This window comes from Escherichia sp. KTE114, assembly GCF_000407765.1.
In the GTDB taxonomy this organism is placed as follows: domain Bacteria; phylum Pseudomonadota; class Gammaproteobacteria; order Enterobacterales; family Enterobacteriaceae; genus Escherichia; species Escherichia ruysiae.
The window spans coordinates 4,031,552-4,044,760 of the sequence record NZ_KE136626.1; the positions used below are offsets into that span (position 1 = coordinate 4,031,552).

Consider the following 13,209-nt stretch of genomic DNA (forward strand, 5'->3'; position numbering starts at 1 on the left):
TCGGTATGTATGATGAGTACGGGCGACGGCTTTCTGCCCGTCAGAAATTAACCCGCGAGACGCTGGTATTCTTTGGCAATTTCGCTCGCCAGAATGGCGTTGTTAAACACCAACTGGATGTTGGATTTCAGGCTATCGCCACCGGTCAGTTCCGCAACGCGTGCCAGCAGGAACGGCGTACTTTCTTTACCGATTACACCTTGCTCTTCAGCTTCGGCAACTGCCTGATCAATTGCAGCGTTAATACTTTCTTCCGGCATCGCAAACTGTTCCGGAATTGGGTTTGCCACTACCAGGCCACCGTTCAGACCGCTTTGCCATTTCACCGCCATCGCACGGGCAATTTCGCTGGCGCTGTCGAGGCGGATACTGACCTCAAACGGGCTGGTGCGGCAGAAAAACGCTGGCAATGCTTTGGTCTGATAACCAATCAATGGCACACCGAAAGTTTCTAAATATTCGGTGGTTAAGCCTAAATCGAGAATAGATTTTGCTCCGGCACAAACTACGGTGACATTAGTGTGTGCCAGTTCCTGTAAATCGGCGGAAATATCGAAAGTATTTTCCGCCCCGCGATGAACACCGCCAATACCGCCGGTGGCAAATACTTTAATTCCGGCAAGCGCCGCAATAATCATGGTAGAAGCAACGGTGGTTGCACCATTTTTTCCGGCAGCAACAACAAAAGGTAAATCGCGACGGCTAACTTTCGTTACGTTATGTCCTTCACGACCCAGCAATTCAATTTCTTCTTTGCTTAAGCCCACTTTCATCACGCCGCCAATAATAGCGATAGTGGCTGGTACAGCGCCCTGTTGACGAATAGTTTCTTCTACTTCAATTGCGGTCTGGGCGTTTTGCGGGAACGGCATCCCGTGAGAGATAATGGTCGATTCCAGCGCCACAACCGGTTTTTTGTTTTTTAAAGCGTCCTGCACTTCCGGGGAAATTTGTAATAATTCAGGGGAAATTTTTAATTCAGACATTCTGCGTTCTCCACTAACGATATAACGTTGGCAATCGATAAATCGGGGTTATTGGTGTATTCACAGGAGAGCGCCATTGACGAACATCCCTGTGCAAAACGAACAGATTCGGCAAACGGCATCCCGTCTACCCAACACGAAGCAAGTCCCGCCATCATGGCATCGCCCGCTCCGGTAACATTAATGACATTGGTTTTAATCGGTGCAGACCAGCCGTTTTCGCCGCTGATATCACTGTAATAAACACCATCGCCACCCATGCTCAGAACCAATCGGTTCAGGCCATGTTGATGGAACCAGGCGGCAACCTTTGCCACATCTTCACTTCCGGAAAGCGCAATCCCGCTCAGGGTTTCTGCTTCCAGACGGTTTGGCTTCAGGGTGTGAATTTGACTTAATCGCTCACGTACTTTGACGCATTTCCAGGCCGAAACCGGATCGACAAATACCGGTACGTCGGCGGCATTATCCAGAATCCAGACCAATGCCTCTTCACTGATATTACAGTCTGCGACAATGACCTTAGCCCCCTGAATAAATTCACGGTGCTGTGCGAGATATTCCGCTGAAATACAGTTGCTAATATTCATGTCATTTATAGCAACCAGCATTTCACCGGTATTATCGAGTAATGATAAATAGCTCGACGTATTTTCCCCTGGCACAATCAGACATTTATCGACATAAACGCCGGATTGATTGGTTTGCGTTAGCAGCGATTGACCATAAAAATCACTGCCTACGGCGCTCAGTAGCCAGGCTTTATTCCCCAGCAATGCGAGGTTTTGTGCGATATTGCGCCCTACTCCACCGGGAGTAAATTTTATTTTCCCTGGATTTGAATCCGCATAGTTTAATGATTCATGTGAATATCCGGCGACATCAATATTCGCCGAACCTATAATTACGACATAATCCTTTTCGCGCATAGCACATCCCCTGGTAAAAAATTACCAACTCTGTCAATCCACAAAAATATAGGTACTGCAAAGACGGTTTAAACATGTGTTCATATTTAAACATGTGCTCATAGTATGCATGTTTTACTTAAAGTAAATTACCGCCAGAGGGGCAAAATGAGCAGATTTGAACAGGCTCACAAAACGCTATTATTGGCGGTTTTAGAAAAAGCGAAGAAATTGTGAAGTGATGCACAGAACGAAAACAATAAAAAAGGGCAGAAATTAATCTGCCCTTGAGGAAATGACGTTACTGTTTGATGAGAGTGTCAGCTTTCTGTTGGAAAACAAAACCATTCAAAATCATAGAATTGCCGTCAACAATTTATCACTCACCTTGCACTCATCAAATGATACAGGGCAGAAAATTTCTGCCCTGTAGTTCACGTTTTATTATGCTGCTTTCGCCACAACGTCCGCTTCCGGACGTTTCAGGAAGGCATAGGCCAGACCCGCCACCAGCGTACCAGCAATAATTGCCACCAGGTAACCCAGTACCGGCGTAATGGCGCCAGGGATCAGCAGAACAAACAGACCACCGTGCGGTGCCATCAGTTTCGCACCAATCGCCATTGAGATTGCGCCAGTCAGCGCCCCACCAACGATACAGCACGGCAGCACTCGCATCGGATCACGGGCAGCAAACGGAATTGCACCTTCCGAAATAAAGCACAGGCCAAGTACCAGAGCCGCTTTGCCGCCTTCCTGCTGCGCTTTGTCGAATTTGCGACGCGCCACCATTGTTGCCAGACCCATTGCCAGCGGTGGCACCATACCTGCCGCCATAATCGCCGCCATCGGGCCATAGGTTTGGGTACTCAGCAGACCAACACCAAACGCGTACGCCGCTTTGTTTACCGGACCGCCCATGTCAGTACACATCATGCCACCGAGGATCGCGCCCAGCAGAACCGCATTCGCAGTACCCATGGTTTGCAGCCAGTGAGTCAGACTTTCGAGGATGCCAGCAACCGGTTTACCGATCAGGTAGATCATCGCCAGACCGACCACCAGACTGGAAATCAGCGGAATGATCAGAATCGGTTTCAACGCCTCCATACTCTGTGGCAGTTTCAGTTGCGTACTGATTAACTTCGCGATGTAACCCGCCAGGAAGCCCGCAATAATCCCGCCAATGAAGCCAGAACCTGTGCTGACCGCCAGCATACCTCCAATCAGACCCGGCGTGAGACCCGGACGATCGGCAATGGAGAAGGCAATGTAACCCGCCAGTACCGGCACCATCAGCGCAAAGGCTGAACCACCGCCAATCTGCATCAGCGCCGCCGCCAGCGTCCCTTGCTCTTTAAACGCTTCGATACCAAAAGCAAAGGAAAGCGCGATACACAGACCACCCGCAACCACCATTGGCAGCATGTAGGAAACGCCCGTCAGCAGGTGACGGTACGCGCCTGCACTCTCTTTCTTACCTTCAGTAGTTGCCGTTTGAGCTTTGCCCGCCGGTTCGTAAGGCGTCGCTTCAGCAACCGCTTTATCCAGCTCCTGCGCCGTTTTCTTCAGCGCCAGACCGGTAGAAGTGCGATACATCGGTTTACCGGCAAATTTTGCCAGATCCACTTCGATATCTGCTGCCACAATCACCAGATCCGCTGCTGCCACTTCTTCAGGCGTGATCGCGTTACCCGCACCAACGGAGCCACGAGTTTCAACTTTCACCCACCAGCCACGTTTTTTCGCTTCGGTTTCAATGGCTTCAGCAGCCATAAAGGTATGTGCTACGCCAGTTGGGCAAGCAGTCACCGCAACCACGCGTTTCGGGCCGCTGGCGGCAATCAGTGCTGTCGCAGCGGCTGGCGCAGTGTAAGGCTTCGCATGGCCTTTGGCTTCACTCAGGAACAGCTCAGGGTGCGCGACTGCGCGGGAAATATCGCCCAGCCAGACATTTTTACCGTTCAGCGCGCTGTCGTTCGGGATGGAATCACCCAGAACAATCGCCATTTCAGCGTCGTTCGGATTGTCGATGATTTCCAGTTTTGCTTTTCGCGCCGCCGCGCCCAGCAGGGTCTTCGCCATATAGGCGCGTGCCTGACCGAGATTAGCGTCAATAATCAGCAGCGTTTTCATTATGCCTCTCCTGCTGTCAGTTAAAAGGTTGTAAGTCGACGCGCGCCATCATTGCGGCCAACTGCGGACGATCGGTAATACCCACATTGCTTTGACTGACCGCCAGGGCTGCAACAGCCGTTGCCAGACGCAGTGTGTGTTCACTGGATTCACGCATCAGCAAGCCATAAATGAGGCCGCCAACCATGGAATCCCCTGCGCCAACAGTGCTTACGACATCGACTGACGGTGGTTTGGCGATCCATTCGCCGGAGGCATTAACCCAAAGCGCGCCTTCGGCACCCAGTGAAATTACGACATGCGCGATACCTTGTTCACGTAGCGCATGTGCAGCTTCAATGACATCTTTCATTTCAGGCAGTTTACGGCCTGCCCAGATTTCCAGCTCGCGACGGTTAGGTTTCACCAGCCACGGTGCCGCTTTCAAACCTGCCACTAATGCTTCGCGGCTACTATCAAAGATAATGCAAGGACACTGACTACGCAGGCGAGTCATCCAGTCGGTGAATGCTTCCGGGCTGACGCCTGACGGTAAGCTGCCGCTGACACAGACCATATCGAACTGACCGAGCCAGCTCAGAGAATCAGTCACAAAGCGTTCCCAGTCGGCAGGAGTGACTTCGAAACCAGAGAAATTGAGGTCAGTAACTTCGCCGTCTTTTTCCGTCAACTTAACGTTAATGCGGGTACGCCCCTGTACAACCTGGAAACGGTTGGCAATGCCCAGCTCGCTGAACAGTTGCTGAAATCCGTCCTGATTGTCTTTACCCAGGAAGCCGCCAACGGTGACATCAATACCCAGATCTTTCAGAACTTTGGCAACATTGATACCTTTACCCGCCGCATGAAGACCGGTAGTTTTCACCAGGTTCACTTCGCCGCGCTCAATTTCCGGGCAGAAACCAACAAGGTCATACGCCGGATTGAGGGTGATCGTAGCAACACGTCTGCTCATTACGCGCCCTCCCCAAGACCTGCGGCGATGGCGTCGCCAATTGCCTTCAGTGCCTGTTCAGCATCCGCCCCCTGGGCGGTAAAGCGCAGGCGATGACCTTTCTTAACGCCAAGTGCCACAACTTTCATCAGACTACGTCCGTTTGCCGGTTTGCCGGTGCCATCAAGGTTTGTCACGGTAATATCACTGTTAAATTGTTTAATGGTATTGACCAGCATGGTGCCTGGACGAGCATGCAGGCCGTGTTCGTTGCGCACCACAAACTCCGCGCTTAACACGTCGTCAGTCGGCGCATCATCGCTGGTCAGCAGTGCCAGCAATGTTGCCGCATCCGCTTTCAGCAAACGGTCAGCTTTATTGTCGAGTAACAGATCGGCGAGACGCTTAAGAACCGCGACGGGCTGATCGTCATTCATTGCCACACTCACCAGCATGGCTGCCGTTTCGCCGTCCACATCAAAAGCATTTGCCGCACGGCTTACCGCAATCGCGCTACGCAGGTTGCCTTCGGCGCTATCGCTCAGCCAGATGCCCTGTCCGAGATTCAGCGGCTGTTCATTGATGGCTTTGGTGACGAAGGTGGCGTCAACGGCCCCCGCTTCTTTCAGACGCGCAGCGTTCAGCGCCTGAAGAGTCAGCAGATCGCTGGCAACGATATCCAGCGTCAGCATTTCGTTGTCGAGTTTCAGCTGCTCACTCTGCTTTTCGCCCATCAGCAATGCGCGAAGTTCTTCTGCTGTGGTGGCTGACTTCAATTGTTCAGCAACGGAATCATCGCTCAGTACGTGGGTCAACTGGCGCAGCAGGCCCAGATGTTCGTCCGAGCTGGCGGCAATACCGATCGCCACGTACGCCACCTGACCGTCACCCCAGGTGACGCCTTCCGGGAACTGAAACACCTGAACGCCGGTTTTAAGCACCTGATCGCGGGTGTCGGTGGTGCCGTGGGGAATGGCAATACCATTGCCGAGGAACGTTGAGGTTTGCTGCTCGCGCGCCAGCATGCCATTGACGTAGCCTTCAGCTACATTACCGGCCTGCACCAGCGCCGCAGCGACCTGGCGAATCGCCTCTTCTTTGTCTCCGGCCTTTTCGCCCGGATGGATGTCCTGTACGGATAACTGGAACATAGTTCTCCTCTCTTGCTGAATTGAAACGATTCAGCCTCTATGAGAAAAAAAGCGCCAACCTGGCTTAGGGTTAAAGACAAGATCGCGCTGAAACGTTTCAAGAAAGCATAATACTTCTGTTTCAGCACGCAAGGGAAGCTGTAAACTTATGACCAAAAGTTTGATGTGCTGCACAATTTTTTGTCATTTTTCCTAATTGCTGACGGGAGAAATCCGTTGTCAGCAATTTCATTTCAGCAGCGTCAGCAGACAATCAACAAGAGTGAAATGGCATTTTGATTATTCGTGGCGAGTTTGATTTCACTGACTGTTTATTTTCTGACAAGCAGCGTAAACTCCGCGTCTCCATCTTTCAGTGATCGACCAGCATGCATAACTCCCCCGCAGTCTCCAGCGCGAAATCGTTTGACCTGACATCGACGGCGTTTTTAATCGTTGCCTTTCTCACCGGTATTGCGGGCGCTCTGCAAACCCCAACGCTCAGTATATTCCTTACCGATGAAGTGCACGCCCGTCCGGCGATGGTGGGATTCTTCTTTACCGGCAGTGCTGTCATCGGGATTCTGGTGAGTCAGTTTCTCGCCGGACGCTCTGATAAGCGCGGCGATCGTAAATCACTGATTGTCTTTTGCTGCCTGTTAGGCGTGCTGGCCTGCACCCTTTTTGCCTGGAACCGCAACTACTTTGTTTTGCTGTTCGTTGGTGTCTTTCTTAGTAGCTTTGGCTCTACCGCCAACCCGCAAATGTTTGCTCTTGCCCGTGAGCACGCTGACAAAACCGGGCGTGAAGCGGTGATGTTCAGCTCTTTTTTACGTGCTCAGGTTTCGTTGGCATGGGTCATTGGTCCGCCGCTGGCTTATGCTCTGGCGATGGGGTTCAGCTTTACGGTGATGTATCTCAGCGCAGCAGTGGCGTTTATTATCTGCGGCGTGATGGTGTGGCTATTTTTACCATCGATGCAAAAAGAGGTTCCGCTGGCGACCGGCACGGTTGAAGCGCCGCGCCGTAATCGTCGCGATACGCTACTGCTGTTTGTCATTTGTACGTTGATGTGGGGGTCAAATAGCCTGTACATCATCAACATGCCACTGTTTATTATCAACGAATTACATCTTCCTGAGAAACTGGCGGGCGTGATGATGGGAACCGCCGCAGGCCTGGAAATCCCGACCATGTTGATTGCGGGTTATTTTGCCAAACGTCTGGGTAAGCGTTTCTTAATGCGCGTTGCCGCCGTGGGTGGCGTCTGTTTTTACGCAGGTATGTTGATGGCGCATTCACCTGTCATTCTGTTGGGTTTGCAGCTACTGAATGCTATTTTTATTGGCATTCTGGGTGGCATCGGGATGCTCTATTTTCAGGATCTGATGCCTGGTCAGGCGGGTTCAGCAACCACGCTCTATACCAATACGTCTCGTGTGGGCTGGATCATCGCGGGGTCAGTGGCGGGCATAGTCGCCGAAATCTGGAATTATCACGCCGTGTTCTGGTTTGCGATGGTGATGATTATCGCCACTCTGTTCTGCTTACTGCGGATTAAAGATGTTTAAGGCGTGGTCAGTATTTCCAGATCGATAAGCCAGGTCATCGCCTGCTGACGCGTATTGCCGCACATTTCAGCACTGGCTTGTAAACCTGCGCAAACTTTCGGACGTAGCGGTGATGTAAAAATTTTACAACGTTGTTGTTCATCAAGCTGAATGCAGGGCGTATTGGCGGGCTTGCCATCTGGCATACCGGGTATAGGACTGGAAATTGAAGGGGCTGTGCAACACGCCCCGCAATCCGGACGGCATTCCATACGTTGTTCTCTTAAGGTTAACCACCGGATTGATGAGCGCGCACAGTACCACCTTTTTTGCACCAGCAAAAGTGCGAATACCACTTGCCTGAAAGGCTCGTCGCGAGTAGTTTGACGCGATATTTTTGACATTTTCGATAACAGGAATTTTTCGATGCCAAGAGCGAACGAAATTAAAAAGGGTATGGTACTGAATTACAACGGCAAATTGCTGCTGGTTAAGGATATTGATATTCAGTCGCCAACCGCCCGTGGTGCCGCTACGCTGTACAAAATGCGTTTTTCTGATGTCCGTACCGGGCTGAAAGTGGAAGAACGCTTCAAAGGCGATGATATCGTTGACACCGTAACGCTGACCCGTCGTTACGTTGACTTCTCCTACGTCGATGGCAACGAATATGTCTTTATGGATAAAGAAGACTATACCCCGTATACCTTCACAAAAGATCAGATCGAAGAAGAACTGATGTTTATGCCAGAAGGCGGTATGCCGGATATGCAGGTTCTGACCTGGGACGGTCAACTGCTGGCACTTGAACTGCCGCAAACCGTTGATCTGGAAATCGTTGAAACCGCACCGGGCATCAAAGGCGCGTCTGCCAGCGCCCGTAACAAACCGGCGACATTGAGCACCGGTCTGGTCATTCAAGTACCAGAATATTTAAGCCCGGGCGAAAAAATTCGTATCCATATCGAAGAACGCCGTTATATGGGACGTGCTGACTAATTTCAGCCACATTCAGAAAAGGGATAGCTCAGGCTATCCCTTTTTTAATTTATTATACCAATCTTTTATTTTGCGCTTCCTGAACATCGTTCTCCCGCAATATTCACCAGTACATTGATCGCCCTCACACTTCACCGCATTAACAATCCAGACCAATTTCAATTGCTGTCATATAACTTTACACTGTCGTTGTTAATTAATCGTTACTAAGACGTGACTCCTATGAATACAATCGCCTCCGTTACACTCCCGCAGCACGTACACTCGCCCTGCTACGATCGGCAACAATTGAAATCCCGTATCGTTCATTTTGGGTTTGGAGCCTTCCACCGTGCGCATCAGGCACTATTAACCGACCGTGTACTGAGTGCGTTGGGTGGTGACTGGGGAATTTGTGAAATCAGCCTGTTCAGTGGTGATCAGCTGATGAGCCAGCTTCGCGCGCAGGATCATTTATACACCGTGTTAGAGAAAGGCGCAGACGGTAACCAGGCGATTATTATTGGAGCCGTTCACGAGTGCCTGAATGCAAAACTGGATTCATTAGCGGCAATTATTGAGAAGTTTTGCGAGCCGCAGGTGGCAATTGTTTCCCTGACGATTACCGAAAAAGGCTATTGCATTGACCCGGCGACCGGTGCACTCGACACCAGCAATGCGCGGATTATTCACGATCTACAAAACCCTGAAGAGCCTCACTCCGCGCCAGGCATTCTCGTCGAAGCACTGAAACGCCGCCGTGAACGCGGCCTTGCACCGTTTACCGTGCTCTCCTGCGACAACATTCCCGATAATGGCCATGTGGTGAAAAACGCGGTGCTGGGGATGGCGGAAAAACGTTCGCCAGAACTTGCGGAATGGATAAAAGATCACGTCAGCTTTCCGGGAACCATGGTAGACCGCATTGTCCCGGCAGCAACCGACGAATCACTGGCGGAAATTAGCCAGCATCTGGGCGTGAATGATCCCTGTGCGATTAGCTGCGAGCCGTTTATCCAATGGGTGGTTGAAGATAACTTTGTCGCGGGGCGCCCTGCCTGGGAAGTCGCTGGCGTGCAGATGGTCAATGATGTCCTGCCGTGGGAGGAGATGAAACTGCGTATGCTTAATGGTAGTCACTCTTTTCTCGCTTATCTGGGTTATCTCGCAGGATTCGCCCACATCAGTGATTGTATGCAGGATCGCGCATTTCGCCGTGCCGCCAGAACGTTAATGCTGGATGAGCAGGCGCCGACGCTGCGGATCAAAGATGTCGATTTAACACAATATGCGGATAAGTTAATTGCACGTTTTGCTAACCCGTCGCTGAAACATAAGACCTGGCAAATCGCGATGGATGGCAGCCAGAAATTACCGCAGCGTATGCTGGCAGGCATTCGCATCCATCTGGCGCGCGGAACAGACTGGTCATTGTTGGCATTAGGCGTTGCAGGCTGGATGCGGTATGTGTGCGGTGTTGATGATGCCGGAAATGCTATTGATGTTCGCGATCCGCTTAGCGATAAAATTCGCGACCTGGTTGCGAGCAGCAGCAGTGAACAACGCGTAATCGCCCTGCTTTCTCTGCGTGAAGTTTTCGGTGATGACCTGCCAAATAACCCGCATTTTGTTCAGGCTATCGAACAAGCCTGGCAACAAATCGCGCAGTTTGGGGCGCATCAGGCGCTATTAAATACCCTCAAAATTTAACGATTTCTGCGGTTAAAGCGGATGAAGCCAGCCTTCGTCCGCTCTCCCCTTCTCTTTTCTGCCTTTTTTAGCCAGGATTAACGCACAGTTAACTTATCAGAGTATTGCGGAGCCGCTGTGACCAGGACCAACCTCATCACCGGTTTTCTCGGCAGCGGGAAAACCACGTCGATTCTTCATCTGCTAGCCCATAAAGATCCAAACGAAAAATGGGCGGTACTGGTTAATGAATTTGGGGAAGTCGGAATTGATGGCGCTTTGCTCGCCGATAGCGGCGCATTGCTGAAAGAGATCCCCGGCGGCTGCATGTGCTGCGTTAATGGTTTACCCATGCAGGTAGGGTTGAATACTTTGCTGCGCCAGGGAAAACCAGACCGCTTGTTGATAGAGCCAACCGGGCTGGGCCATCCGAAACAGATCCTCGATCTATTAACCGCACCAGTCTATGAACCCTGGATCGACTTGCGCGCCACGTTGTGTATTCTCGACCCACGCCTGCTGCTGGACGAAAAAAGCGTCAAAAATGAAAACTTCCGTGACCAGTTGGCTGCCGCAGACATCATTGTTGCCAATAAATCCGACCGCACGACGCCCGAAAGCGAGCAAGCGTTGCAACGCTGGTGGCAACAAAATGGTGGCGATCGGCAATTAATTCACTGCGAACATGGGCAAATTGAAGGTCATCTTCTGGATTTACCCCGTCGCAATTTAACCGAGTTGCCTGCCAGCGCCGCCCATTCACATCAGCATACCGTGAAAAAAGGGTTAGCGGCTTTAAGTCTGCCAGAACATCAACGCTGGCGTCGCAGTCTGAACAGCGGACAAGGACATCAGGCCTGCGGCTGGATTTTTGACGCCGACACGGTGTTCGACACCATTGGCATTCTGGAATGGGCACGACTTGCACCGGTGGAACGCGTAAAAGGCGTAATGCGCATTCCAGAAGGGCTGGTGCGAATCAACCGTCAGGGCGATGACCTGCACATTGAAACGCAAAACGTTGCACCGCCGGATAGCCGTATTGAGCTGATCTCCAGCGGCGAAACTGACTGGAACGCCTTACAAAGCGCGCTGTTGAAGCTTCGTTTAGCGACCAGCGCGTAAGGTTGCCTGCGTTTTTCAGTAAGATAATTAGAGAAAATATGATTAAAAATTTGCCGCAAATAGTGTTGTTGAACGTTGTCGGCCTCGTGCTGTTTCTTTCCTGGTACATACCCGTTAATCATGGATTCTGGTTACCGATTGATGCGGATATTTTTTATTTTTTTAATCAGAAACTGGTCGAAAGTAAGGCCTTTTTATGGCTGGTTGCATTGACCAATAATCGTGCATTCGACGGTTGTTCACTGCTGGCAATGGGAATGCTGATGCTGAGTTTCTGGCTGAGAGAAAACGCCTCCGGAAGACGGCGTATCGTAATTATTGGGCTGGTAATGCTGTTAACCGCAGTGGTATTAAACCAGTTGGGTCAGGCATTAATTCCGGTCAAACGAGCCAGTCCGACATTAACCTTTACAGATATTAACCGCGTCAGCGAACTGCTACCTGTACCCACGAAAGATGCATCACGAGATAGCTTTCCCGGCGCTCACGGCATGATGCTACTTATTTTTTCCGCCTTTATGTGGCGTTATTTCGGAAAAGTCGCAGGTCTTATCGGCATTATTATTTTTGTGGTTTTTGCATTTCCCAGAGTAATGATTGGCGCACACTGGTTTACCGATATCATTGTCGGCTCCATGACCGTGATATTGATCGGTTTACCCTGGGTGCTGTTGACACCATTAAGTGATCGATTAATCATCTTTTTTGACAAATCACTACCGGGAAAAAGTAAACATTTCCAAAACAAATAACTCACAGTAATTAACATCATCAGGTTTATTTTTATAGTGAGGATAATCCTGATGATACGCACCATTGCTTTCATTCATCGAACACAATGCTCATTCTTTAAGTAAATGAATGAATTGCATGTTTTTCGCACAATTGTTCTTTAATTAACCAATCCCACTTATTAACTTTCTGTATCACTTTTTCTTATAAAAAATCATGTAAAACCGCTCGCCAAGACCGCGCCAATCGGGTAATCTCGAACTCGTTTTGCCTCGGCGTTAAATTATCCTCACAGCATATAATTTTGTGCGTTAGTCCACAGATTTGGCCTTAAGGAATTGTTTCAACATGCCCAGGTAATTAGTCTCGTGTCGCTTGGCATTTTTTTATAACGATATTTATCGTTAAGGACTTCAAGGGAAAACAAACAACATGGTCAAATCTCAACCGATTTTGAGATATATCTTGCGCGGCATTCCCGCGATTGCAGTAGCGGTTCTGCTTTCTGCATGTAGTGCAAACAACACCGCAAAGAATATGCATCCTGAGACACGTGCAGTGGGTAGTGAAACATCATCACTGCAAGCTTCTCAGGATGAATTTGAAAACCTGGTTCGTAATGTCGACGTGAAATCTCGAATTATGGATCAGTATGCTGACTGGAAAGGCGTTCGTTATCGTCTGGGCGGCAGCACCAAAAAAGGTATCGATTGTTCTGGTTTTGTACAACGTACCTTCCGTGAGCAATTTGGCTTAGAACTTCCGCGTTCAACGTATGAACAGCAGGAAATGGGGAAATCAGTTTCCCGTAGTAATTTGCGTACAGGCGACTTAGTCCTGTTCCGCGCGGGTTCAACCGGACGCCATGTCGGTATTTATATCGGTAATAATCAGTTTGTTCACGCATCCACCAGCAGTGGTGTAATTATTTCCAGCATGAATGAGCCGTACTGGAAGAAGCGTTACAACGAAGCACGTCGGGTTCTCAGCCGTAGCTAATAAATCGTTTGGATGCAATCCCTTGGCTATCCTGACGAGTTA

General features: G+C 50.2%; 12 protein-coding genes. 6 read left to right on the top strand and 6 right to left on the bottom strand.

The genetic code is table 11. The features are described 5' to 3' along the window. Window positions 1-47 precede the first annotated feature (47 nt). From psuG to fruB, 5 genes are all read right to left on the bottom strand, one after another. A complete protein-coding gene (gene psuG / locus WC5_RS02100; RefSeq protein WP_001292481.1) occupies window positions 48-986 on the bottom strand; it encodes a pseudouridine-5'-phosphate glycosidase in 939 nt (312 codons plus the stop codon). Then, a complete protein-coding gene (locus WC5_RS02095; protein WP_001208149.1) occupies window positions 974-1,915 on the bottom strand; it encodes a pseudouridine kinase in 942 nt (313 codons plus the stop codon). Before WC5_RS02095 ends, psuG begins: the two co-directional genes overlap by 13 nt. 423 nt (window positions 1,916-2,338) lie before the next feature. Continuing rightward, on the bottom strand, window positions 2,339-4,030 hold the full coding sequence (gene fruA, locus WC5_RS02090; RefSeq protein WP_000854430.1) for a PTS fructose transporter subunit IIBC: 1,692 nt from the start codon (window positions 4,028-4,030) through the stop codon (window positions 2,339-2,341). Between the two features lie 16 nt (window positions 4,031-4,046). Then, window positions 4,047-4,985 carry a 1-phosphofructokinase gene (fruK, locus tag WC5_RS02085; RefSeq protein WP_000091270.1) on the bottom strand — a complete coding sequence of 313 codons (939 nt, stop codon included), beginning with the start codon at window positions 4,983-4,985 and terminating at the stop codon, window positions 4,047-4,049. Then, window positions 4,985-6,115 (bottom strand): fused PTS fructose transporter subunit IIA/HPr protein, encoded by a 1,131-nt coding sequence (gene fruB, locus WC5_RS02080; protein WP_000487253.1) that lies wholly within the window; start codon window positions 6,113-6,115, stop codon window positions 4,985-4,987. Before fruB ends, fruK begins: the two co-directional genes overlap by 1 nt. 368 nt (window positions 6,116-6,483) lie before the next feature. Here fruB and setB point away from each other — a divergent pair, with 368 nt between their 5' ends. After that, window positions 6,484-7,665, top strand: a complete 1,182-nt coding sequence (gene setB / locus WC5_RS02075; protein ID WP_000551965.1) for a sugar efflux transporter SetB — start codon at window positions 6,484-6,486, stop codon at window positions 7,663-7,665. Here setB and WC5_RS02070 read toward each other — a convergent pair. After that, window positions 7,662-7,916: a YkgJ family cysteine cluster protein gene (locus WC5_RS02070; RefSeq protein ID WP_016231823.1), complete on the bottom strand. Its 255-nt coding sequence runs from the start codon at window positions 7,914-7,916 to the stop codon at window positions 7,662-7,664. The two genes, setB and WC5_RS02070, sit on opposite strands and share 4 nt — an antisense overlap. 154 nt (window positions 7,917-8,070) lie before the next feature. On the opposite strand from WC5_RS02070, the gene yeiP reads away from it, so the two are divergent. The 5 genes from yeiP to mepS all read left to right on the top strand — a co-directional run bounded on the left by yeiP (window position 8,071) and on the right by mepS (window position 13,167). Continuing rightward, window positions 8,071-8,643, top strand: a complete 573-nt coding sequence (gene yeiP, locus WC5_RS02065) for an elongation factor P-like protein YeiP (protein WP_001136831.1) — start codon at window positions 8,071-8,073, stop codon at window positions 8,641-8,643. Between the two features lie 222 nt (window positions 8,644-8,865). Next, entirely contained in the window at window positions 8,866-10,332 is a 1,467-nt protein-coding gene (locus tag WC5_RS02060; RefSeq protein WP_010348786.1) for a mannitol dehydrogenase family protein, read from the top strand. Window positions 10,333-10,449: 117 nt separating this feature from the next. Beyond that, entirely contained in the window at window positions 10,450-11,436 is a 987-nt protein-coding gene (gene yeiR / locus WC5_RS02055; RefSeq protein WP_000198831.1) for a zinc-binding GTPase YeiR, read from the top strand. A 38-nt stretch (window positions 11,437-11,474) separates the two neighbouring features. Further along, a complete protein-coding gene (lpxT, locus tag WC5_RS02050) occupies window positions 11,475-12,188 on the top strand; it encodes a Kdo(2)-lipid A phosphotransferase (RefSeq protein WP_016231824.1) in 714 nt (237 codons plus the stop codon). 412 nt (window positions 12,189-12,600) lie between these two features. Next, window positions 12,601-13,167 (top strand): bifunctional murein DD-endopeptidase/murein LD-carboxypeptidase, encoded by a 567-nt coding sequence (gene mepS, locus WC5_RS02045; RefSeq protein ID WP_000241011.1) that lies wholly within the window; start codon window positions 12,601-12,603, stop codon window positions 13,165-13,167. Window positions 13,168-13,209 lie beyond the last annotated feature (42 nt).